General features: G+C 40.6%; 25 protein-coding genes. 10 read left to right on the forward strand and 15 right to left on the reverse strand.

Going from position 1 to position 23710, the window contains the following annotated elements; translation table 11 throughout:
• Positions 1-304 precede the first annotated feature (304 nt).
• A complete protein-coding gene (locus C6Y07_RS09470) occupies positions 305-1003 on the forward strand; it encodes a VWA domain-containing protein (protein WP_080869567.1) in 699 nt (232 codons plus the stop codon).
• 82 nt (positions 1004-1085) lie between these two features.
• Positions 1086-1760, forward strand: a complete 675-nt coding sequence (locus C6Y07_RS09475; protein WP_034660275.1) for a VWA domain-containing protein — start codon at positions 1086-1088, stop codon at positions 1758-1760.
• 52 nt (positions 1761-1812) lie between these two features.
• On the opposite strand, the gene C6Y07_RS09480 is transcribed toward C6Y07_RS09475, so the two are convergent.
• Together C6Y07_RS09480 and C6Y07_RS09485 are read right to left on the reverse strand one after the other, a co-directional pair.
• Positions 1813-4161 carry an FdhF/YdeP family oxidoreductase gene (locus C6Y07_RS09480; protein ID WP_106048112.1) on the reverse strand — a complete coding sequence of 783 codons (2349 nt, stop codon included), beginning with the start codon at positions 4159-4161 and terminating at the stop codon, positions 1813-1815.
• An 82-nt stretch (positions 4162-4243) separates the two neighbouring features.
• The gene (locus tag C6Y07_RS09485; RefSeq protein ID WP_060597484.1) at positions 4244-5509 is read right to left on the reverse strand and encodes an L-lactate MFS transporter; all 1266 of its coding nucleotides are present in this window, start codon (positions 5507-5509) and stop codon (positions 4244-4246) included.
• Positions 5510-5643: 134 nt separating this feature from the next.
• Here C6Y07_RS09485 and fdhD point away from each other — a divergent pair, with 134 nt between their 5' ends.
• Both fdhD and moaA read left to right on the forward strand, forming a co-directional pair.
• The gene (fdhD, locus tag C6Y07_RS09490) at positions 5644-6432 is read left to right on the forward strand and encodes a formate dehydrogenase accessory sulfurtransferase FdhD (protein WP_060597483.1); all 789 of its coding nucleotides are present in this window, start codon (positions 5644-5646) and stop codon (positions 6430-6432) included.
• Positions 6433-6442: 10 nt separating this feature from the next.
• Positions 6443-7450, forward strand: coding sequence for a GTP 3',8-cyclase MoaA (gene moaA / locus C6Y07_RS09495; RefSeq protein ID WP_106071344.1), 1008 nt, complete (start codon positions 6443-6445; stop codon positions 7448-7450).
• Between the two features lie 253 nt (positions 7451-7703).
• Here moaA and rpsN read toward each other — a convergent pair whose 3' ends face one another.
• From rpsN to C6Y07_RS09515, 4 genes are all read right to left on the reverse strand, one after another.
• Positions 7704-7973: a 30S ribosomal protein S14 gene (rpsN, locus tag C6Y07_RS09500; protein WP_025093900.1), complete on the reverse strand. Its 270-nt coding sequence runs from the start codon at positions 7971-7973 to the stop codon at positions 7704-7706.
• Between the two features lie 16 nt (positions 7974-7989).
• Complete coding sequence (locus C6Y07_RS09505) at positions 7990-9186, reverse strand: GTP-binding protein (protein WP_060597482.1); 1197 nt, start codon at positions 9184-9186, stop codon at positions 7990-7992.
• Positions 9187-9267: 81 nt separating this feature from the next.
• Positions 9268-9417, reverse strand: coding sequence for a 50S ribosomal protein L33 (gene rpmG, locus C6Y07_RS09510; RefSeq protein ID WP_003214771.1), 150 nt, complete (start codon positions 9415-9417; stop codon positions 9268-9270).
• 143 nt (positions 9418-9560) lie between these two features.
• On the reverse strand, positions 9561-9983 hold the full coding sequence (locus C6Y07_RS09515) for a DUF5362 family protein (protein ID WP_106071345.1): 423 nt from the start codon (positions 9981-9983) through the stop codon (positions 9561-9563).
• Positions 9984-10510: 527 nt separating this feature from the next.
• Here C6Y07_RS09515 and C6Y07_RS09525 point away from each other — a divergent pair.
• A complete protein-coding gene (locus C6Y07_RS09525) occupies positions 10511-10912 on the forward strand; it encodes a hypothetical protein (RefSeq protein WP_106156616.1) in 402 nt (133 codons plus the stop codon).
• A 45-nt stretch (positions 10913-10957) separates the two neighbouring features.
• Here the strand turns inward: C6Y07_RS09525 and C6Y07_RS09530 are convergent, their stop codons facing one another.
• Positions 10958-11467, reverse strand: a complete 510-nt coding sequence (locus C6Y07_RS09530) for a thioredoxin domain-containing protein (protein ID WP_106061459.1) — start codon at positions 11465-11467, stop codon at positions 10958-10960.
• A gap of 97 nt (positions 11468-11564) precedes the next feature.
• Between C6Y07_RS09530 and C6Y07_RS09535 the strand changes: the two genes are divergently transcribed.
• The 3 genes from C6Y07_RS09535 to C6Y07_RS09545 are packed head-to-tail and all read left to right on the forward strand — an operon-like array spanning position 11565 to position 14447.
• Complete coding sequence (locus C6Y07_RS09535; protein WP_106071346.1) at positions 11565-13364, forward strand: ABC transporter ATP-binding protein; 1800 nt, start codon at positions 11565-11567, stop codon at positions 13362-13364.
• 1 nt (position 13365) lies between these two features.
• Positions 13366-13920 (forward strand): MauE/DoxX family redox-associated membrane protein, encoded by a 555-nt coding sequence (locus C6Y07_RS09540; RefSeq protein ID WP_060597478.1) that lies wholly within the window; start codon positions 13366-13368, stop codon positions 13918-13920.
• Complete coding sequence (locus C6Y07_RS09545) at positions 13917-14447, forward strand: TlpA family protein disulfide reductase (RefSeq protein WP_060597477.1); 531 nt, start codon at positions 13917-13919, stop codon at positions 14445-14447. The genes C6Y07_RS09540 and C6Y07_RS09545 overlap by 4 nt, the downstream gene beginning before the upstream one ends.
• A 32-nt stretch (positions 14448-14479) precedes the next feature.
• On the opposite strand, the gene C6Y07_RS09550 is transcribed toward C6Y07_RS09545, so the two are convergent.
• The gene (locus C6Y07_RS09550) at positions 14480-14989 is read right to left on the reverse strand and encodes a GNAT family N-acetyltransferase (RefSeq protein ID WP_189288291.1); all 510 of its coding nucleotides are present in this window, start codon (positions 14987-14989) and stop codon (positions 14480-14482) included.
• A 116-nt stretch (positions 14990-15105) separates the two neighbouring features.
• On the opposite strand from C6Y07_RS09550, the gene spoIIQ reads away from it, so the two are divergent.
• Complete coding sequence (spoIIQ, locus tag C6Y07_RS09555) at positions 15106-16002, forward strand: stage II sporulation protein SpoIIQ (protein WP_060597475.1); 897 nt, start codon at positions 15106-15108, stop codon at positions 16000-16002.
• 81 nt (positions 16003-16083) lie between these two features.
• Here spoIIQ and C6Y07_RS09560 read toward each other — a convergent pair whose 3' ends face one another.
• The 5 genes from C6Y07_RS09560 to C6Y07_RS09585 form a co-directional block, all read right to left on the reverse strand.
• Complete coding sequence (locus tag C6Y07_RS09560; RefSeq protein ID WP_034660252.1) at positions 16084-16431, reverse strand: P-II family nitrogen regulator; 348 nt, start codon at positions 16429-16431, stop codon at positions 16084-16086.
• A gap of 18 nt (positions 16432-16449) precedes the next feature.
• Positions 16450-17658 carry an ammonium transporter gene (locus C6Y07_RS09565; protein WP_066031626.1) on the reverse strand — a complete coding sequence of 403 codons (1209 nt, stop codon included), beginning with the start codon at positions 17656-17658 and terminating at the stop codon, positions 16450-16452.
• A gap of 193 nt (positions 17659-17851) precedes the next feature.
• A complete protein-coding gene (locus C6Y07_RS09575) occupies positions 17852-18592 on the reverse strand; it encodes an amino acid ABC transporter ATP-binding protein (protein ID WP_106156620.1) in 741 nt (246 codons plus the stop codon).
• A gap of 10 nt (positions 18593-18602) precedes the next feature.
• Positions 18603-19280: an amino acid ABC transporter permease gene (locus C6Y07_RS09580; protein ID WP_078061638.1), complete on the reverse strand. Its 678-nt coding sequence runs from the start codon at positions 19278-19280 to the stop codon at positions 18603-18605.
• 40 nt (positions 19281-19320) lie between these two features.
• On the reverse strand, positions 19321-20208 hold the full coding sequence (locus tag C6Y07_RS09585) for a transporter substrate-binding domain-containing protein (RefSeq protein ID WP_066031628.1): 888 nt from the start codon (positions 20206-20208) through the stop codon (positions 19321-19323).
• A 177-nt stretch (positions 20209-20385) separates the two neighbouring features.
• On the opposite strand from C6Y07_RS09585, the gene C6Y07_RS09590 reads away from it, so the two are divergent.
• On the forward strand, positions 20386-21774 hold the full coding sequence (locus tag C6Y07_RS09590; RefSeq protein WP_034660246.1) for an MFS transporter: 1389 nt from the start codon (positions 20386-20388) through the stop codon (positions 21772-21774).
• A gap of 37 nt (positions 21775-21811) precedes the next feature.
• Here C6Y07_RS09590 and C6Y07_RS09595 read toward each other — a convergent pair whose 3' ends face one another.
• Complete coding sequence (locus tag C6Y07_RS09595; RefSeq protein ID WP_034660243.1) at positions 21812-22411, reverse strand: undecaprenyl-diphosphatase; 600 nt, start codon at positions 22409-22411, stop codon at positions 21812-21814.
• A gap of 104 nt (positions 22412-22515) precedes the next feature.
• Entirely contained in the window at positions 22516-23703 is a 1188-nt protein-coding gene (locus C6Y07_RS09600) for an MFS transporter (protein WP_060597471.1), read from the reverse strand.
• Positions 23704-23710: the final 7 nt, after the last annotated feature.

Below are 23710 nucleotides of genomic sequence, written 5' to 3' on the forward strand. Positions count from 1 at the left end.
TGAGGCATCTTTTTTTGTGTTCCAAGAGGTTTGAACAGAATGTGTCAATTTGCGACTTAAGACGCACCTCAGGAAATCTTAAACATTTACGTCCCGACAAGAACCGATGGCCGATACAAAGCCCCTCGAAAGAAGGAGAAAACAAAAGAAAAAATGATGTGTTAGGTGAATATATCTAGACAACTGACAGATTTTTAGTGATTTTGATGAAAGAGAAAAAGGGACCGAGTCCTATACCATTCCAAGACAGAATAATTTACGATTAAGATGTTTCAATTAAATACATAAGGAGGAAGGAAAAATGATGTTGAAAAAAGTATTTACACTCGTAACCTTAGCTGTATTGACATTATCTATGTCAATCTCTTCACCAGTATTTGCAAAAGCATCTACAGTCAAAAAACATAACAAAGATGTAAGAGTTACTATCTTACTTGATGCAAGTGGAAGCATGGCAAGAAAAGTAGAGGGAGAACGCAAATTTGACCTCGCAAAACAAGAGGTATTTAAATTTGCTCAGTCACTTCCAAAAGACGCTAAAATTCGTATGAGCTTGTTTGGCTCTGAAGGAAACAACAAAAATTCAGGTAAAGCTCAATCATGTGAAGTCATTAGAGGCGTTTATGGCGTACAGCCTTACGAAAAAGAAAGCTTTGAAAACTCTTTAAACGGACTTGGACCAAATGGCTGGACACCGATTGCTCGTGCTCTTGAAAATGCAAAGCAAACGGATGAACAGCTTAATGGTGGAACAAAACATATTGTGTACCTAATCACTGATGGTGAAGAAACTTGTGGCGGAGATCCAGTAAAAGTAGCAAAAGAATTGCATAACTCAAAAGGATCGACTGTTGTTAATGTGATCGGATTAGACTTTAACGACGGCTATGAAGGTCAATTAAAGCAAGTAGCCAAAGCGGGTAAAGGCCAATACTACCAAGCAAGCACTGGTAAAGAAATGGGTTCTATCTTGTCGGCAGAATCATTAAAACTACACGAATAACTTGCTGAACAAAAGGGAAACGATTGATGTATGCTATCGTTTCTCTTTTTCTGTACAAATGTAAAAAGGGAGGTTTTTATGAATGAAACGAAATATTGTATTAACCATTTTGGCTAGTCTTGTCCTGCTTCTTTCTTCACCAGCTCATGCTGTGACAAAACAGGAGCCTGCTCATGTGGTGATATTACTTGATTTAAGCGGCAGCATGGCACAATCAGTTGAAGGCGAAAAGAAAATCGATATCGCCAAACGTTCTATTCAAAGCTTCGCAAGTATTTTATCAGAAGATACACAAGTCCTGCTACGTGTGTTTGGTCATGAAGGAACCAATAAAAATGCAGGAAAAGCAGTTTCTTGTGGAAGCTCTGAAGCCGTTTACGGATTTGGATCATATGAGCCATCAACATTTCAGCAAGCACTGAATGTGTATAAGCCGACCGGCTGGACACCACTTGCAAAAGCATTAACAGATACGAAACAAGATTTTGAAGATCACCAGGCTGAAGGAAAAAATATTGTCTATGTCGTCAGTGATGGTAAAGAAACTTGTGGAGGAAGCCCTTCACAAGCAGCAAAGGAATTACATGAAGACGGAATTGACACCATCGTCAATATCATCGGCTTTGACGTGAATGAAAAAGAAGCAAAAAGTCTAAAGTCTGTTGCAAAAGCGGGTGGTGGACAATATCAACCGGCTGCGAATGCCGAAGAATTGAATCACATTCTACAAAATGAAGCGAGCGCTTTTGGTCAGTAGGATATGAATAGGAGCTGGGGATTGTTTTCCCCAGCTGTTTTTTAGTTGAAGATCAATTCAAAGTGGTTTCTAATTCATCAATGCGTTTCTCCACGTAGTGCTGATCTTTTCTTGCATGAAAAGTTTCGGCTTTTTCTAATATGGCCGCCGTATTATATTCGGGAATCTGTGAGTAGCTCTCATACACACCCTTTGGAATTAAAACGTTCCCTTCAGGCCAATAAACAGCGATATTGCCACGTTTCAACTCCCCGAATTGAGCCACTCCTTGATAGGACCCATATTGATTAAACAAAACAACTGGATCACCTTCTTGGACATAAAGTTCTTTTGCATCTTCGTCATTCATCAAGATAGAATGACGCTTTCCACCATTAAACGCATCCTTTTCACTATAGATCATGGAGTTGAATTGCTTTCCTCTTCTTGTTGTGATATTAAAATGTCCTTCCGTTTTTCGGTATTGAGGCAGCTGGGCAGGAAGAAGATGTCCTTTGCCGTCCGGTGTTGGACACTCCCCGTCTTCACATAGCCAGGCACCTCCCCATTGAAAAACGTCTCCTTTATGACGCAAATGCTGGATGCCGTCATAGTTTCGATTTGCGACCGCAATCTCACGGCGAATGTCTTCAGCCGTTTCGAAATGAATCAGCTCAGCATCTTCAGGCCGTACTCTTTTTGCAAGATCAATATAAATGTCCCATTCTGCTCTGGCTTCCTCAATGCGAGGTCCTTCAATTTCTGGACTGAAATATACCATGCGTTCCGTACTAGTTGATGTACCGCCTCCTGGCTGTTCATACCTTGTCATAGCAGGCAGAACAATTACCGTCTCTTCTGCCTCTACAAGTGTAGAGGTATTCAAAATGATATCTTGATGGACACGGAGTTCAAGCTCAGATAAAGCTTTTTCGATCGCATCTGGATTTGGCATCGTTTCTAAAAAGTTTCCGCCGCTCGTAAACAGCATTTTGAGTTTTTGCGGATGTTCTTTTGGGAGAGCCATTTTCTCAAAGGATTGCCCAATGGTGTCACCATGCCATTTCGGAATGTCAAACCCCCAAATTTTTTCGATTCTTTCAATATTCTCTTCATCAAAATCACTGCCCGGCAAAACAAATGGATCAGCACCCATTTCACCAGAACCTTGAACGCCGCTATGCCCCCGAATTGGCATGACACCACAATGTTTCCTGCCAATAAATCCACGTAACATAGCAAGGTTGGCGACCTGTGATATATTATCAGTTGCAAAGCGGTGCTGGGTAAGACCCATACTCCAAATAAAAACGCCTGAATTGGCATTGGCAAGGAGGATCGCAAATTCCTTCATTCTTTCTTTTGATAAGCCTGATGATGCTTCTAGGTCCTCCCACTTCAACTGTGCGACATGCTGCTTTAAATCCTGTATGCCGGTAGTATGGGCTTGAATAAATTCATGATCAAGAGCGGAATGGGGAGCATGCTGCTCCATGTCAAACCAATGTTTGATGACGCCGTTCATAAACGCAATATCGCCGCCTATATTGACTTGATAGAAATCATCCGCGATTTTTGTGCCGAATAGAGCACTTTCTGGAATAGAGGGAACCCAGTACTTTTCCATGGCAGGCTCTTTGTACGGATTGATGACAATAATTTTGGTTCCTTTCTTTTTCGCCGCATACATATATTTAGTGGAAACGGGCTGATTGTTTGCTGCGACAGATCCCCAAAAAATTAAGACATCTGTTCCGATCCAATCGTTGTAATTACAGCTGGAGGCTCCTATACCAAGGGATCGTTTAAGAGCGGTTTTGCTCGGTGAATGACAAATGCGAGACGCATTATCAATATGATTTGTCCCGATAAAGCGAGCTGCCTTCGCAGCGGTATAATAGACTTCATTTGTAATTCCTCTAGCCGTTAAATAGAAAGCGAGCTGCCGTTTATCAATTGATTTGATTTTAGCTGCGATTTGATCTAATGCATCATCCCAGGAAATACGCGTAAAGGCATTGTCACCTTTTTTTCGAATCAGTGGATAAGGAATACGGCCAAGTTTGCGAAGAGAGGTGCTGTCCATTTGTTTGAGCTGTTGAATATCTTCGAACCATTTTGGATCAATAGCTGGCATTGTATTAAGACGAAGTACATTTAGTCTTGTGGTGCATATATGAGGTCCTGCGAGCGTTTGGTCATATAACCCTGAAACACCCAGGGCACAGCCATCACACACGCCCTGCGTTAAAATACGATATGCATAGGGGAGATTATCCTTGTTTTCCCATGCCACTTTCATCGTATCTCGAATGTGTTTCGGTTTTACTTTCCCAAGCCCCATAGGCGCAAAAGAGGCCCATAGCTTTGGTGAGGGTTTTTTATTAAGCTTAATAGGCCCCTTATGTTTTGTTTTCCCCATGATATCATCACCCTCCTATTACTTTATGAAGCGTTTTCATATCTAAAAATTACCTTTAGATTGTGATTCTGTCAAATTCAAATTAAGGTCGGGCTGAGACAGAAGAAGTAGCAGTAAGGTTTGTTTCTCTAAGCTGTTGAATATCTTTCCTTATGAGAAGAGATATGATAAAAGCGATGAAAAATAAGCCAGAGAACACCATCAGACTTTGCGTGTAGTTACCTGTTATATCTCGAATAAAGGATGAAAATAAAGGTCCAGCTAAACCAGCAGCGGCCCAGGCAGTCAGAATATAACCGTGTATGGCACCAAGTTGTTTCGTGCCAAATAAATCCCCAATATAGGCTGGAATTGAAGCAAACCCTCCTCCATAGCACGTATAAATGATCGCCATCACGATTGAAAAGACGAGCGGTTCTTTTAAATAGGGGAGTAAAGGAAAGGCAATGAGCTGGATACTAAAGAAGATTGTATACGTATTCGGCCTTCCGATATAATCTGAGAAGGATGCCCAGCCAATCCGCCCTAAACCATTAAAAGCACCTAAAATACCAACAAGGGCAGCTGCAGCACCTGCAGTGAATCCAACACTTTCTTGTGCAAGAGGCGATGCAACTGAAATAATGGCAATTCCGCATGTGATATTAATAAAGAGCATGAGCCACAAATAATAAAAACGTCGTGTTTTGATCGCTTCATTTGCTGTAAGCTGTGATAAATCCTGAGGGATTTTTCTTTGATTTGTTTTTAACACGTCAAACTGTTTGACGTCTTCAGATGTTGGTGGTGATAAATAAAGAGATGAGATCACCATGATCATAAAATAGGAAATTCCAAGAATGTAAAAGGTATTTGCGATGTTCACTTTTTCAATGAGATATTGGATAATTGGGCTGCAAATAAGAGAAGCAAATCCAAAACCCATAATAGCTAAGCCGGTTGCAAGTCCTCTTCGGTCCGGAAACCATTTCACTAAAGTTGATACAGGTGCAATGTAACCTACTCCTAATCCTATCCCAGCGAGTACACCATAAAATAAATAGAGGAGAGGGAGTGAGGACATGTGGACAGCGAACCCTGATCCTGTCATTCCGATACCGAAGAAAATGGCTGAGAAAAGCCCCGATGCTCTTGGACCATATCTTTCAACGAAATGCCCCATGAAAGCAGCAGATAATCCTAAAAATAAAATAGCAATACTGAAGGTCAAGCTTATTTCTGTCAATGACCACTGAAAAGCTTGATGTAAAGGATTCGTAAAAACACTCCAAGCATAAACAGACCCAATAGATAAATGAATTCCTACAGCACTTGTTGCAATGAGCCAGCGATTTTTCGATTTGTTCATTTTGTTCCCCCCATATAAAGCAATCAAAAAGTTTGATAAGATAGGAATATGTTACAATTTTATGACTTTTTAAAATAATATCATAATTTGATTGGATCATATAACTAAATTTGTGCTGAAAGGAAGATCATACAATGAATCCTTCTGTTAAAAAGAAACGAGTCATACACCAATACAGTGAAGGCCAATTTACTTGCAAAACAGATGAAGTTGTAGAAGAATTCCCTTTAACTGTGATCGTGAATGGAGAGGAATTTGTGACACTTGTTTGTTCACCAGATCATTTGAATGAATTGGTTATCGGTTTTTTAGCTTCAGAAGGAGTCATTCGATTTGAAAATGAGATTAAAAGGTTTACAATAGATGAAAGTATGGGCTTTGCATATGTTGATTTAGTTCACCCAAGCGGATTTCAGTCATCAGATTTTACAAAGCGAGTGATTGGTTCTTGTTGTGGGAAAGGGAGACACTTTTATTTTCTCCAAGATGTGAAAACGGCAAAAACAGCCATTGATCGAATCAACATTTCTGCTGAAACCTGTATGCATCTAATGAAGTGTTTACAAGAAGAAAGCCAATTATTTCAACATACTGGTGGTGTGCATAATGCTGGACTGTGTGACACAGAGAAGCTATTCATCACTAGAACTGATATAGGAAGACATAATGCTTTAGATAAAATCTATGGATACTGTTTACTTCATCGAATTCCACTTAGAGATAAAATCCTTGTGTTTAGCGGCCGGATATCGTCAGAAGTTTTATTGAAGGCAGCAAAACTAGGAGTGTCGATCGTCATCTCAAAATCAGCACCTACTGAGCTGGCGCTTAATATGGCAGAAGAATTAAATATCACGACAGTTGGATTCGTCAGAGGAAAATCTTTTAATATCTACACTCACCATCAGCGTATTACAGAATAGGAGGCAAAGTATGGACAGTATATTGGATAAGAGACATCGACCATTGCGCGATTTAAGAATATCAGTAACAGATCGCTGTAACTTTAGATGTACGTACTGTATGCCTGCTGAAATTTTTGGACCAGATTATCCTTTTTTGAATAAAGAAGAACTGCTTAGTTTCGAAGAAATTGAACAGCTTGCTACCCTTTTTGCAAAGGACTTAGGTGTGGTGAAAATACGCATCACGGGTGGTGAACCTTTAATGCGAAAAGATTTGCCTATCTTAATAGAAAAGCTCTCAAAAATTCCAGGAATCGAAGACATTGCTATGACAACCAATGGAACGCTTTTACCTTTATATGCTGATAAGTTAAAGAAAGCAGGTCTTCAGAGAGTCACCATTAGTTTGGATTCATTAAATCCTGACCGTTTTATGCAAATGAACGGAAGGAATATTTCTATCCAAAAAGTGTTTGATGGGATTGAGGCTGCAAAAAAAGCTGGACTTGCTATTAAGATCAATATGGTTGTTCAAAAAGGTGTGAATGATCAGGATGTTTTACCAATGGCAGCTTACTTTAAAAAAGAAGGACATGTTCTCAGATTTATCGAGTTTATGGATGTTGGAAATACGAACAAATGGAATCTAGAGCATGTCATGACAAAGAAAGAGATCATTGGTCTAATTGATTCAACATTTCCTATCAAACCAGAACCTCCTCAATATCCAGGTGAAGTAGCCAACCGATTCTTTTATAAAGATGGTTCAGGAGAGATAGGCATTATTTCTTCTGTTTCAGATGCTTTTTGTGGAACATGTAACAGAGCGAGGCTTTCTGCTCGCGGTGAATTGTTTACATGTCTTTTTGCATCGTTGGGTTTTGATCTGAAACGGGTGATTCGCTCGGCTAAAGATAATGAAGATATAAAGAATATATTGAAGGAACTATGGTCGAATAGACATGATCAATATTCAGCCGAGAGAGAACAGAAGAAAGATCAGAAAAAAGTTGAAATGTCATACATCGGTGGGTAGTGACAACAAAGTATCATGATCATGTATTTTTGAAAAGAAGAGAAAAAGTCATAATCATTGTTGACAATCTTTTTTTGAAATAGGTCTATTCATCTTATGAATCCAGTCATTATAAAAAACCAGCAGAAACTCTGCTGGTTTTTAAAATGTTATTTTGTAGCTCAAAAAGGTTTAGAAATGCCTGGAAAATAGAATTTTAAACATTTTTTGCTACTTTACTTTTATGAGAGCTGTGATAAGATCAACTCAATCTTTACCAGCTCGATTTTTTTACTCCTGGGATGTGGCCCTTATAGGCAAGCTCACGAAAAGCAATTCTAGACATTTTAAATTTTCGTAAGTAACCTCTAGGGCGGCCGGTTAATTCACAGCGGTTTTTTAAACGGGTAGGGGAAGAGTCTCTAGGTAATTTCCGTAAAGCTTCATAGTCACCTTTTTCTTTTAACTCTTTTCTTAATTCTGCATATTTCAATACAAGCTGCTGCCGCTTTTTTTCTTTAGCAATCTTAGATTTCTTTGCCACTTAAAACCCTCCTTTTTTAATGTTGGATTTTCCATTGAAAGGGGTCTTCAAATGTAGTCCAATCTTGATCAAATTCTTCAGGTGTGAGTAAGCATTGATCTAGTGTGCGAATGATATCTGCTTTAGGCAAATCTACGCCGATAAACACAAGTTTTGTATGCCGATCACCAAATTCTGCGTCCCACTCGTCAAGAAGCTCTGGTTCTTGCTTTAATATCCGTGCCTTATCTTGCTCAGGCAAGGCAGCAATCCAGTATGCAATTGGTTCAATCGCAACAGATTTTCCGGCCTGTGAAATTAAAATGGTTAAATCATGATGTGTGGCAAGCCATGTAAATCCTTTAGCGCGAACTATTTGCTCTGGCATCTGATCTAACCAATTATTTAACCTGCCAGTATGGAAGGGGAGTCTTCTTTCATAAACAAAAGATGAGATTTGGTATTCTTCTGTTTCCGGCGTATGCTGAGAATGCCCGGCGTTGATTTCTTTGATCCAGCCAGCAGAAGCACTGGATTTTTCAAAGTCAAATAAACCAGTATTCAAAATGTCACTTGGCTGTACTTTACCTTTTGAGGTTCTGATGATAGATGCTTCTGGTTGAAGTGTGGTCAGCACGCGCTCAAGTCGATCTAATTCTGAGTTTGATACTAGATCACATTTATTTATAATCAGCACGTCACAAAATTCAATTTGATCAATAAGTAAATCGGAAATTTCTCGTTCGTCATCATCGGAAACGGCTTGTTTACGGTCTAATAAACTTTCTCCTGACTGGAAGTCGGTCCAGAAACGATTCGCATCTACAACAGTGACCATCGTGTCTAACCGGCAAAAGCGTGTCAAATCTATTCCCATTTCTTCATCAATATAAGAGAAAGTTTGCGCGACTGGAATTGGTTCACTAATACCTGTTGACTCAATGACAATATAATCGATATGACCAGTCTTACACAGGCGTTCTACTTCGATTAACAAATCTTCTCTCAATGTGCAGCAAATACAACCATTAGACAATTCAACTAGCTTCTCATCTGATCGAGAGAGCTCACCGCCTTGTTTGACTAGTTCTGCATCAATATTAATTTCGCTCATGTCATTGACAATCACAGCTACTTTTAACCCTTTACGATTTTGTAGGACATGATTTAATATTGTTGTTTTTCCTGCACCTAAAAAACCGCTTAATACTGTAACAGGTATTCGCTTATTCATTTCTTTCTGTCCTTTTAACCATACTCATTTTGATTTCCGCCTCACTTAAAAAGTAATGATTACGATTTAAAATCTAAAAAATTATTTTGTTTCTCTATGAAGGGTATATTTCTTTAGCCGAGGAGAATATTTTTTTAACTCCAGTCGGTCCGGGTTCGTTCTTTTATTCTTTGTTGTGATATAGTTTCTGTCACCCGTTTCAGTACAGGCTAAGGTAATTTTTACGCGCATCAGTAATAGGATCCTCCTTTAATTCGTAATGGTTACGATTTGTATTTTAAAATGATCAAGGCGGAATGTCAAGCTTAGTAGGATGAACAATGCCAAATGATCAAACAAAAGGGGTATCGAATGTTCATTGATACCCCTCTCCATTAATAAAAGTCTCCAAGCTCTTGTTCGTATTCACCTTCGTATTGCTGGACGTCACTAGGAATTTCTTGAAGAAAGGCTAGGCCACCTAATATCAGCATCAAGATAATGACGATGAATGAGAGAATGACTGTGACAATACTTGATATGGCAAATAGCGTCTGCATTTTCATCATCTTAGCATATTGTTCTAATAACTCTTCATAAGAAGTATCAGGAGCTTGAATTAATTGTTCAGCTGCGTTTACAGATTTTTGTACATGGATTCCCATCATAATGAGGAAGACGCCAAGGGCAGCAGGAAGAACAAGCCAAAAACCAATAAGAATAGCTAGGCCGCCTGAAATATAGAGAAATATACTACCAACTTTTCCCCACTTTGTGATCGAATGAAGAGATTGAATGATTTTCTCAGTTTGTTGCAATGGTGTTCACTCCTTTATGTATTCACTCTTTATCATACTTGAGCAAGTAGTACTTTAGGAAGAGTGAATGTAGAGCAATTAAAAAATATTTCTATCTTCACTTTACTATTTATGGATAAATAAATTATCTTCAAATAAGAAAAAAGTAACATTTACTATAAATTTTAACGACAATTTATGTCATAAATAAGATTAGTAGTTAAAAATAATTAGTAAATTTATCAAAATATGTTGTTAGTTGTATTGTAATTGGTTATTATTGTGTTGTGTTACCATAAAAATTGGAAGGTGGAATTCATATGTTAGATCGTTTCTTAAACAAAATGACCAATGTTCAACCTGCAGCTTCAAGATGTATTTTACAAAAATTAGTCACTTCATGCAAATCAGCGCCAACTTGTTTCCTTCAAGGTGTTGGAACTTTCCGTTACTACGTGGATCGTGATACAGGTGAGATATGTACTAGCCAAGAACGCGTTAGATGTGGCTGCTAAATTCAAGGATTTTATTTAATAGGATGTGAACGCATGAGCATATCTTCAATTTCATTTTTAACAAATGCTGTGCAGACGTCAAACAGTCGTCAAGCGGGTCAAACATCAAATTCTTTTTTAAACCAAGCTGCGAAAATTGTTCAAGGCGACCATTCTCCAGAAGAGAGAAAGGCATTATTTCAACAACTGACTCTAGTTCAGCAAGGAAAAGATTTAGAGCTTCATGTGTCTAAATTAAAGGAACTAGAGAAAGAGGTTCAAAAAGAATCGTCTTCTTCGTCTGTTACTGTGAATCAGCATGGTGACCAAGTAGACATTTCAAATGAGGCTCGCAGTGAGTTTGAACAAGCTGAGGAACAAGCGGCAGCTTCAAGTGAAGCGAGTGAAATCGCAAGGGAAAAGGATCAGGATGTTCAGGCAGATCCACACCAATAAAAAAATGAGGCGTGTGTTTGTTGTCTTCACATGCCTCATTTATGTTTATTTTGCAGAAATCCTTGAATAAAGACCATCCGGAAAAGGGGCTGCATATGAGATTGTTTCATCTTCTTCTACCATGATGTAATATGGAAACTCTTCAATCTGGAAGGCGCCTATCATTTGTTCGTCCACTGAGATAACTTGCATGATGGTTTGGCTATCACGATATAATTCTTGATCCTCTTCTTGCCCATTCTTTAGCAAAATACTAAAAGAAATGTCTAATTGACGCTGCCTTTTCGTTTCTAGGAATTGTTCCAGTGATGGGATGCAGTGCGGACATGCTGTGTCAGTGAATATAAGCAGCTGTTGCTTGTGATTGGTTTGCAGCAAATCATTCATTTGAATAGGTGATGGTTTTTCAATTAGCGGATGAACAAGTTTTTGTCCGACATGCTGGATCGGTAAGATGATTAATTCCATCTGGTGTTTTAAATAGATGATGATTCCGATCGTCAATAAAAGACTGCAAAGAATAAGAGTGAGCTGTAAAAGTAAGATTGAATTCATCGTTATCGTCCTCTCAGAATGAAGTTACGCAGAGCTATCATAATATAAATATCAAAAATATGTCAATTATACTAAATGGTGTAAGGTGGAGCGTTTGATGAGTACAGTGAACCATTGTTTATATGCAATCTCCTATACTTGGAAAAGAAGTCGATCATATCTTCTGTTAACTCTATTGATCCAAGTGATCGTTGGTTTTATGCCTTTGGCTAGTGTCTGGATTATTCAAACATTGATTAATGAAATTATTTTATTCATGACTTCTTCAGGAGACATTCAAAAGGTCTTAAGGTTATTTGGGTTGCAAATGGTCATTGTGGTTTTAGGATATGGGCTTCAATTCATTCTTCAACTTAGTCAGCAAAAAGCGACAAATTTGATTGGTTTGCATTTGAAGGGTGAATTGCTTCAAAAGGCAATCAGGCTGCCATATATTACATTTGAACATCCGTCTTTTTATAATGAAAGTCAACGTGTGATGAACAGTCATCAGCATGTTCTGAGTATGGTTAGAAGTATTTTTACAATCATGAGCGCATTGATTACTGTTGTATCACTTCTCATTTATATGATCGGTATCCATTGGGGTTTGGCGGTCATTCTGATCTTATTTACCCTGCCTGTCTTGTGGATTGAGCTCTTCTTTGGAGGCGCACGGTATCAACTAAACCGCATGTTAACTGCTAACGATCGAAGAGAAATGTATGTGTCCGACCTTGTTGCACAGCGAGATTCATTGAAGGAAATCCGTTTATATGGAATAGGACATTATCTTCTTCAAAAATGGAAAGGTCATTATGTAAAAAGTGCAGATGAAAAATATAAATTACTAAAACGGCAGGTTCGCTGGGAGATGGCGGGCGGATTGCTTATGACATTTGCCTATGTGTGCTGCGGTCTTTTTATTGTCTTTCTTATCTTTCAAAAAAAATTAGCAGCGGGTACGTTTGTCGCTGTGCTCCAAGCTGTGCAAAATATTCAAAGTGGTTTTCAAGACTTAACGAGGGAATGTTCTAGTTTATATGAAACGAGTCTCTATATTGATGAAATGAGAACTTTTCAAAAGAGAGAAGAAGAAATTGATGAACAGACAGAGAAAGAGGCATCGCTTCGGAGGATTGAGTGTATTCGGTCCATTACGCTAGAAAACCTCTCTTTTACCTATCCGAATATGAAAACGCCTGCTATTGAGCATATACATTTTCATATCAATAAAGGTGAACGCATTGCATTGGTGGGGGATAACGGATCAGGTAAGACGACCTTGATTAAATGTTTGACCGGTTTATATGATCCAGACAAGCCGAATATGCAAAAGGTCAATGGTGAGTCTATTTCGACCATTTATAAAAAATCATATCATGCGAGAATGGCTGTCCTTTTTCAAGATTTTATGAAGTACGAATTCACTGTGAAAGAAAACATTGGATTTGGCCGTATCGACGAAATAGATGAGGAAGAGCGCATGGTGTCAGCTGCGCGGCAAGCAGGCATAGAGAAAAGAATTCATCAAATGGAAGAAACATACGATGCGCAGCTTGGCCGGTTTTTTGAAGAAGGTCATGAACTGTCTGGCGGACAATGGCAAAAGCTTGCGATGGCGAGAACCTTCTTTAGAGAAAGTGATTTTATCATTTTAGATGAACCGACTTCTGCTCTTGATCCGCTATCGGAGATTTCACTCATTCGAAAGCTATTCGATCATACGCAGGATCAAGGGGTCTTGTTTATCACACACCGTATGGGAGCGGCCCGCTTAGCAGACCGCATTATCGTGATGAAAGATGGTGCTTTCGTTGAAGAAGGGAACCATGAAGAGCTGATGGCGCTAGGTGGAGAGTACAAAAGGCTTTATGAGGCACAATCTCAACTATTTCAACAAAAGGAGATGGCGTAAGGTGAGTGTCTTTTATTTTATAGGTGTCTATTTCTTAGGAATCATCTTTGCAGGTGCATGGCTTGATAAAGTGAGAAAACAAACGGCGCATATGCAACAGATGAATGCTTATCGGCTGCTGCCTTCTGCGCTCACGGCGCCAATGTTTTATTTGTTTTTGACTATTGAATTGGCTTGTACTGGTCTATTGTTCGTATGGAACATGTCTCTTGTACCTGCGATTGGTCTTACAGCACTTTTATGTACCTATACTGGAGCGGTCACTTTCAATTTATTGAGAGGACATCGTAACATTTCATGCGGCTGTGGAGGTTTACTTGAAAATGACCGTCTTCACTGGGGAATTGTGATTCGTAATGTGTCGATGCTGGCTCTTGTGATTGGCTTGTTTTATGTGCATCCCTATGTAGAAACAATTCCATGGCAATTTCACATTATTTGTTTTCTGATTGCAGTGGCTGTCTGTTTCATTATAGCGGTGGGAAAAGACATCATGATGTTCAAAAGAAAGTGGAATCAATTTGAATCATTTATAGAAGGAGACCAAGTGAAATGACAGATATTCTACTGATTATTGTGTTATTCATTGTCATTGCTCAGCTGGCTGTGGTGTTTTTGCTTGCCCGCTTTATCGGAAAATTTATGAATAAAATCAAAACTCTTGATGGGATTGAATTAAAGGAAGCGGATGTTGGTGATGCGGCGCCGTTATTTCGAAGCTATACACATTTAGGGGATAAGGTCATTTTAAAGGAATATTTGCAGAGCGGAAGAGCCGTGATGCTGTTATTTGTGAACTCTACTTGTATGACATGCAAAAGCATTTTGTCTGATATGAAGCAGCACATCTCTAGCGACGATACTCAATTCATTTTGATCAATGGAGATGAACAAGGAGATGATGCATCGCTTCTTCAATTGCTGCCTGATCAAGCTGTGTATGTGCGCTCTTCGCAAATCATGGAGCTGTATGGGGTAACTGTTGTTCCGCAAGCGATTCTGATGGATGAACATGGCATCATCCTGCAAAGAAAATCTCTTCAAAATGCGAAACAGTTTGAACAGCTGTTACATGCTTCATAAAAAAGCGTCTCTTTGTTGGAGAGACGCTCGTTTTATAATTCTTTTCCTAGAATATCTAAATCGTACCTGCTGCCGTCCATTTCTGCGATACGTGGCAGGTGACCCCATGTCTCAAAGCCGTGCTTTTTAAATAATTGAATGCTGGCTTCGTTGTGCCCGAAAATAAAGGCAAGTAACGTTCGAATGCCTAATGAAGGTGCCAACTCAATGGCCTCTTGTAAGAAAAGTGACCCTAAGCCTTTCCCTCGATCGTCTTGGTTTAAGTAAATACTCATTTCAACGGTCCCGTTGTATGCAGGTCTTCCGTAAAACGTTTCAAAGCTGAGCCAGCCGTAGATATGTCCATCCTCATCTGTTTTCACATAGAGAGGTCTTTTCTCTGAATGATTCAAAAACCATTGCCGGCGGTCTTCAACTGAAACTGGTTCTATGTCGGCGGTTACTTCTCTTGAAGCAATGGTTGAATTGTAAATATCAACGATCGCTTTGAGATCATCTTCTGTTGCTATGCGGTTGAAAGTTTTCACAATAAAGTCCCCCATCTTTTTTTCATTCATCATACATATTATTGGTGCGATTGCGCAAAATAAAAAGAAAAATGATTTCGTGTGTATATATTTTTTGAAAAGTGTTCAGAATGTTGCTGAGGTGATGAAAAATGAGAGAGGAAGAAAAGAAACGTACTTCCAAAATCACAAAAGTTCAGCAATTTTTCCGTAAGCGCTGGGTATTCCCTGCTATTTACTTGGTCAGCGCAGCGGTCGTGTTAACAGCCGTTCTTTGGTACCAAGCTGTATCAAAAGATGTGAAAGACCAACTATCTGATGGAAATCAAACAGGGCAAGAACAGCGTGATGATGCCGTTGAAGTTGGAAAGCCAATTGAAAATGTTGCAATGCCGGTCCAGAATTCTGATAATGTTTCTGTCGTGAAAAAGTTTTATGAAGCAGATGCTGATCAAAAAGAAAAAGAAGCAGCACTTGTAAACTATAATAACACCTATACCTTGAGCAAAGGTATTGATCTTGCAGATAAAGATGGCAAAGTGTTTGATGTCACAGCTGCTCTTAGTGGAACAGTGGTTCAAGCGAAAAAAGATCCAGTTCTCGGTCACGTCGTTGAAATTGAACATGAAGATGGATTATCGACTGTTTATCAATCGTTGTCACAAGTGAGTGTCAAAGAAGGCGATGAAGTTAAGCAGAATGATGTCATCGGTGCTTCTGGTAAAAATCTTTATGGTGCTGAAAGCGGCAACCATGTGCATTTTGAAATTCGTATGGAAGGTTTAGCGCTTAATCCACTTAGCTTCATTGACAAGCCTGTTTCGACTATTGAAAAGGCCGCGCAAGAAGTGACGGAAGAAGCAAAAGAACCTGCTCAGCCAAAAGCTGATGAAAAAACGAAGGAACCTGCTGGTGAAGATAAGGCCAAAGAGCCTGCTGGAGAAAAATCTGAAGAAAAGTCTGATGAGAAGGGGAAATCCTCTGATCAAGAAAAGTCTTCTGATTCCTCTAAAGACAGCAGTCAATCTGAAGAAACAAAACAATCTTAAAGCCTTGCAACCTCTGTGTATGAATTATGCAGAGGTTTTTTTCTGTCTTAAAAAAATCCCCCGCACTTGGCGGAGGATGGTTTATAGGGCGGCAGGTCCTTCTTCACCTGTCCGAATGTTGATTGTATTTTCTATCTCATATATAAAAATTTTCCCATCCCCTGGTTCGCCTGTACGAAGTACCTTTTGAGCTGTTTCTACGACCAGTTCGACAGGTACTTTGCTTAGGACGATTTCAATCTTTAATCGTTCGTACACATTGCTTTCCTTTTTGACGCCGCGGTATAGCTCTGTATGTCCCTTTTGTAGGCCGCAGCCGTGCACATTCGAAAAGGTAATTGAGGTGACACCAATCTTTCCAAGCTCCACCTTTAATGTTTCAAAATTGGCTGGACGTGTGACAATCTCCACTTTATACATTTTGCTCATCGAGACACCCCTTTTTCTTTAATCTTGATAGGCTTTTTCACCGTGCATGGTTAAATCAAGGCCCACTGATTCTTCTTCTTCGGTTGCACGAAGCTTGAAGAAGAGATTGACCACTTTGATGATCACGTATGTCACAACGGCTACAAAGGCGTAGGTGGCAACAATAGCGACTACTTGCTTCCAAAGTAAGCTGGCATCTCCGTAAAATAAGCCATTGGCTCCGCCGTCATTGACAGAGGTTGTTGCGAAAAGTCCAGTTGCAATACCTCCCCAAGTCCCGCCAATTCCGTGAAGCCCGAATGCATCCAGTGCATCATCATAGCCAAATTTGGCTTTGAGTGAGAAGACTCCCCAGAAACACACGATCCCGCCGATGATTCCGATGATAATAGAAGCAAATGGGGTGACAAAACCTGCGGCAGGTGTAATCGCGACAAGACCTGCGATGGCTCCAGAAATCGCGCCGAGCATGGTCGGCTTTTTGTTGATCATCCACTCTACTAACAGCCAGCCGATGATTCCTGCAGCAGCAGCTGTATTAGTGTTAATAAAGGCATACATCGCGACACTGTCTAATGTAAGGGCACTTCCAACGTTAAAGCCAAACCATCCAAACCAAATGACAGCTCCGCCAAGAAGGGTGTAGATCAAATTATGAGGAGAAGAGTTTGCTGCTTCTTTACGCTTCCCGAGCACAATCGCCACGACTAGACCCGCAACACCAGATGAAATGTGAACCACGTTTCCTCCAGCGAAGTCAAGTGCACCCATTTCGCCAATCCAACCGCCGCCCCATACCCAGTGTGCGACTGGCGCGTATACAAATGTGACCCAAAGGAGTGTAAACACGACGACCGCTGAGTAGCGAATTCGTTCAGCAAAGGCACCTGAGATGATGGCTGTTGTTAAGACGGCAAAGGTCATTTGGAACATCATGAACAATGAATGTGGAATGGTCTCACTGTAGGAACCAGGTTCAAAGCCAACGCCTTTTAGTCCAATCCAGTCTAAGCCTCCGATCCATGCATTGCCTGGCGCAAAAGCCAAGGAATAGCCAAACATGATCCATACGATGGAGACGATTGCTAGTGAAGTTAAGCTGTGCATGGTTGTGCTTAAGACGTTTTTACTTCTCACGAGTCCTCCGTAGAATAAGGCTAAACCCGGTGTCATTAACCACACGAGTAGTGCGCAGAAGAACATAAATACTGTATCACCCATTTGCATGCTGCATTCCCCCTGAATCATTCAGAATTAATTGATTTGTTAATTCTTCATTATAGAGAGAAAAGTCATATATAACATAAATATGTAAGTTAATCTTACATGGTTTTTGGTTATATTCAATATAAATGGATGAAAAGTTCGTAAAAAAAGAGAAAAAACGTGCATTGAGCACGAAAAATAAAGGGCGTTTGACCTATAAAATGGAGCTGAGAAACAGCTTGGTTCGTTCCTCTTGAGGAGAATCGAACAATTCTGATGGGATGCCTTCTTCGACGATGCGGCCTTCGTGCATATAGACGACACGATCGGCGACTTCTTTCGCAAAGCCCATTTCATGTGTGACAATGACCATCGTCATGCCTTCTTTTGCGAGACTTTTCATTGTTTGCAGTACCTCGCCTACAAGCTCTGGATCGAGGGCCGACGTAGGTTCGTCAAATAACATGACATCTGGCTTCATGGCGAGAGCTCTTGCAATGGCCACACGCTGTTTTTGACCACCTGATAATTTAGAAGGATATACGTTGGCCTTATCCGCAAGTCCGACCTTTTTCAACAGGACGTTGGCTTCTGATACAGCTTGAGCCTTTTTTGTTTTTCTCACCATGACAGGCGCTTCGATGATGTTTTCAAGCACAGTTTTATGCGGGAAGAGATTAAAATGCTGAAACACCATGCCTATTTTTTGCCTCATCTCGTTTAATTGATCTCGTTTTGGATGTACTGGATTCCCATCAATGATGATCTGCCCATTATTTTTTATTTCTAAAAAGTTCAAACAGCGGAGCAGGGTGCTTTTTCCAGAGCCACTGGCACCAATTAAGACGACCACATCATTTTCATAAACGGTGAGATCGATATCCTTTAAAACATGCAGCTCTCCGAAGTATTTATTGAGTTTTTCAACACGAATGAGTTCCTTTGATTCTGTCATGCTTCTCCTCCTAATGGTCACTGACCGATAGTTTCTTCTCAAAGGTTTGGACAGCGAATGTTAACAGCAGGACAAGAACTAAGTAATAGACGGCTACAACAAGTAAATAGGTCATATTGTCAAAGCTGTTGGAGCCTTGGGTCGTGGCGACGTTAAATAGTTCATTGACGCTGATAAAGGCGGCGAGTGATGAATCTTTTAAGCCGATAATGAACTGGTTGCCAAGAGGGGGGAGTGCGCGCCGCATTGCTTGCGGGAGAATGATGCGTCTCATTGTTAGGAAACGTCCCATGCCAAGAGAGCGTCCTGCCTCTTTTTGCCCCTGATCGATCGATTGGATGGCGCCTCTGAATATTTCTGCTATATATGCTCCATTATGAAAGGCGAGCGCAATGGAAGCAGCCCAGAAGTCGGGGATATTTAATTCGGTCAGTCCAAAATATAGGATGAAAATTTGAACAATCAGTGGTGTTCCGCGTACAAGGAAGATATAGGCGTTGGCGATATAACCGAAGACAGCCACGCGTGATATTTTCAATAAAGCAAAGAAGAGTCCGATGAACATGCCGATGAAGATGCTGATCACAGTGAGCTGTAAGGTGAGCAGCATTCCTTCTAAAAAAATACCTCTAGAATCAATCAGCGTCTGAAAAAAATGTGATAGAGTAGGCAAAACAATCATCTCCATTTGAAGAAAGTGCGCCTAAGAAAGGCGCACAATCGTGGTTTTAATTTTGTTTGACCGTGATGTCTTCGTCAAAGTATTTCTCGCTAATTTGTCTTAATGTTCCGTCTTTTTTTAGTGCGTCAATCGCATCGTTGATCTCTTCTATGAGCTGTTTATTTTCTTTTGATACAGCGATTGCCTGCTCGCTTTGTCCGAGTCTTTCCTGCGCTTCGATTTTTAATTTTTTCTTCATGGCTTCTGCACCTGTGGCGAAATCCGTCACGACTGCATCGTGTTTTCCGTTGGCCAGTGCTTCTAAAGCGACTACATCACTGTCGTAATATTTTGGTTCCTGCCCGCTATGTTCCTTTGCAATATCAGCGTAGGACGAGCCTTTTGATACAGCGATTTCTTTGTCTTTTAAGTCATCAGCATGTTGAATGTCTGCTCCAGGTCTTGTGAAAATTTGCGGACCAGAGTAGTAATAGGGCTTAGATAAAAGGACGTGTTTTTTTCGTTCCTCATTGATGGTATGACTTGCAACTGCCGCATCAAATTTTCCTGCTTTCACACCTTCGACGATGCCTGCGAATTTATATTTTTTCTGTATAGGCTCGAGGCCTAGTTTGTCACTAATCGCATTGCCTACATCGATATCAAAGCCTGACATCTGATTTCCATCCATGTAACTAAACGGGTGAAATTCACCTGATGCTGCAAATATAAATTTTCCATCCTCCAAAATTGGCGACCCTTTCGCTGTAGAATTACGTTTATCTCCGTTCCCATTTGTTTCATTTGAACCACACGAAGACAGAAGTAATACTGCAACCGAGAAAAGGGCTGGGACCCAAAACCGTCTTTTTTTAATAATAAGCTTCTCCTCCTTTTCAGCCGTTCTCCATATAAGGAGAAAGTAGGCTTTTAAATATGTGTAGCATCTTACCATTTGTTCCTCATATTCTCAATTTTATATGTGTTTTTCCAACACTCGCCCTTTTTAAAATGTATGTCTTGCTTTTCCGAGAGAGAACTTGAATTGATTAGGGTAAAAAAGGGAAATGAATCTCATAATAACGGAAGGATTGGCAAAAAACATGCCAGATCACAAAAAGGGGGTCGGTGTATGAACAAGTGGAGAGACAGCCGAAAGGTTTTTTTAACTGCTATTGCCTTTGGAACGATGTTAAATCCACTGAATTCCTCGATGATTTCTTTGGCCTTGCATCAAATTCAGCATGAATTCGGTTTGTCATTTACGACTGTATCTTGGCTTATTTCGTCTTTTTATTTAGCAAGTGCGGTGACGCAGCCGGTGAGCGGCCGGATTGGGGATCATGTGATGAGCCGGAGAACATTATTTTTATTCGGGCTAGGTCTTGTGGCGGTGTCAGCCATCTGTGCGCCGTTTGCCCCAACGTTTGCAGTGCTGATTGTGATCCGGCTGCTGCAGGCGATTGGGAGCAGTGCCATTTATCCTTCTGGTGTCGGACTCATTCGGGATCATATTCAGGAAAAGCAGGCTTCGGCGTTAGCGGTATTGTCCATTTTTGCTTCGGCGATGACGGCACTTGGACCGACGCTTGGCGGCTTTTTGATGACAATCGGCGGCTGGCCGGCTATCTTTTTAGTGAACCTGCCTTTTATTTTGATCAGCTTCTTTCTTGGACTAACTTTGTTTCCAAAGGAGCAGAAAAAGAGAAAGCTTCGTATAGGTGAAACGGTACGGAAGCTCGATTTGCCAGGGATGCTTCTTTTTACAGTTTGTATTGTCCTTCTGCTTTCGTTTTTATTATCACTAGGTGATGGGATTCAATATGTACAGGGGATTCTTTGTCTCGTGAGTGCAGGCGCTTTTATCTGGTGGGAGTATCAGGTGGATGAACCGTTTATTCAAATTCGAATGTTCAGACAGGAGCAGCGGCTGTCACTTGTGTATGTGCAATTTATCATTTTAAATATATTTTTCTATTGTCTTTTCTTTGGTTTGCCGAGCTATTTCCAGGATGAATTAGGCTGGCGTGTGGAAATGACGGGTCTTTTTATGCTGTGCATGTCTGGGGTGAGCATCATTGTGTCGCCGCTAACAGGAAAGTGGGTGGATCGCGGGGATGAACGTCATCCAGTATTAGCCAGTGCGGTATTGATGCTGGCTGGAGCGTCTGCGATGACCTTCTTTTTTATTCCGGCACCATTATGGGGAAAAGGGGTGGTTCTAGCGCTGCTTGGACTGAGTTACGGGATTGGGAATGTTGCGCTGCAAGCTGCGATGCTCAAGGCAAGTCCTCAGCATATGATTGGCACGTCCTCTGGGCTTTTTCAAACATGCCGTTACCTTGGTTCCATTCTGTCGTCTGCTGTCCTCGGTATGCTGTTTGGGGATGAAATTGCTGGTCCTCATTTTGAGCAGTTAGGCTGGACGTTGATCATGATTTCCCTTACCGGCATCGGTGTCAGTCTTTATTTTTCGAACAAGGTCAGAGGAGGACAGCCAATAAAAAAAGCGGCGCGATAAGTGGAAGAAGATTCTTCATCACATTATCGCAAGCCGCTTAAGAGTTAGACAGGTCAGAGCCCTGATCCTTTTGCTTCCTTCTGAATATTTTCCCTACAATTGTCTCATAGAAAGTGACAATGCGGTCAATTGGAGAGTCAAAGAACTTCCATAATTTATTCATGATAAAGACAACCACGATCGATACGACTAAGCTGCCTAAGACATCTAATGGATAATGGTGACCGACCCAGATGCGGGAGAATCCTGTGAGTAATCCAAAGACGAGCAAGATGTTGCCAAGCTTTTTATTACGAGATCGAATGGCAAGTGAAAGAGCCAGTGCACCTGTTGTATGGTCACTTGGGAAGGAAGCGTCTGCTGAGTGCGGAATGAGTGTGTCGACTTTATGCGCCACAAACGGCCGCTCCTCATAATGAAACAGTGTAATCGCAAAATTGACGATAAGTGCCGCGATACCCGTTACACCCGAAAAGAAGACATGCTTCTTAAATTTGTGATTACCTAAAAACCAGCAAATCAATAAGACAAGGGCATACACAAGAATGGCCTTTTTCGTAATGAAAATCATGGCCTGATCTAAAAACTCAGAATGATGAGCCATCCCGTGTATGACTTTAAACAATTCGTAATTCAAAACATCACCTATACCTTCGCTTAATGCCAACTATTTTTCAAATAATCGTCTATTTGAAATATCCTATATTTTAGCATGTTTCCGATGAAGTTTAAAATAGTATCCTATTCTGATAGGGAGACCTTCTGTGCTTTTGCTTCTTGGGGCTTTCGTTCGCTCCAATAAAAAACAATCATACTGAGCAAGACAACAATACCTGCAATGAGATATACATTTGAAAAGTCGGTGAAGCTGACAAGAAGACCAAATACAAATGAGCCAGCAGCAATCCCCGTATCATATAAAGTGAAGAAAGTAGCCGTCGCATAGCCTGTACGGTGAGCTGGTGAGTGCTGAATGGCAAGTGTTTGTAAACATGGTACTAGCGATCCATAGCCAAGTCCAATGACACCACCTGATAAAAGAAGCATTGTAGCTGAATGTGTAGCTGTCAGCATCCATAAACCAATCGCAAAAAGAGCGATCGAAGGATAGATCACAATGTGAGGTCCTACTCGGTCAAAAAGTCTGCCTGTAAAAGGACGTGATCCAAGCATGGCTGCCGCAAACACAATAAAGAAATAACTGCTTGCCCCCATCAAGTGAAGGGAATTGGCATAGACTGAAATAAATGAAATGATCGGCGAATAACAGAAGGAAATAATGATGCCGACTGCCGCTGTTTTTAATGCACCTTTTTCAAACAGATGAGAAAAAGTAAATCGAAAGACGACACTACCCCCATCTTCAAGCTCTGGCTGTCTGATCAGCATCGTAAAAGCGGCACCGATGGTAACGATAATGGAAAAGAGAAGGAATAAGGAATGGAATCCTACTTTTCCTACTTGATTCAATGCAATAAATGGACCGATAACCACAGCAAGGTTCATGGACATGACAAAGTAGCCGAGTCCTTCCCCGCGTTTATGTTTTGGAATCATATCTGCCGCAATGGCACTGGCTACTGTCGTCAAAATGCTAAAAAAGATGCCCTGCACGAAACGCAGCATGAGAAGCGTATGGAATTGATCAATCGGAATGTATAAATAAGTGAGTAAGGCAAATGCCGTTGACGAGAAAATCGCCATCCGTTTTTTGCCGAATTTCTCAATAATGGCTCCAGAAAACGGTCTTGTCACAATAGCAGACAATAAGAAAACCGTCACAAGAAGGCCACCCTGTGATTCTGTTCCATTTAGTTCATCCATTGTGTAAATAGGCAGCAAGGTCAAAAGGGCATAAAAAGAGGTGAACGTAAATAAATTCACCAGGACAATCATGATAAAGTCTCTTGTCCAAATGCGTTCGTTCATGATGTAT

The organism is Bacillus sp. LNXM12-1 (genome assembly GCF_003004375.1).
Taxonomy (GTDB): domain Bacteria; phylum Bacillota; class Bacilli; order Bacillales; family Bacillaceae; genus Bacillus.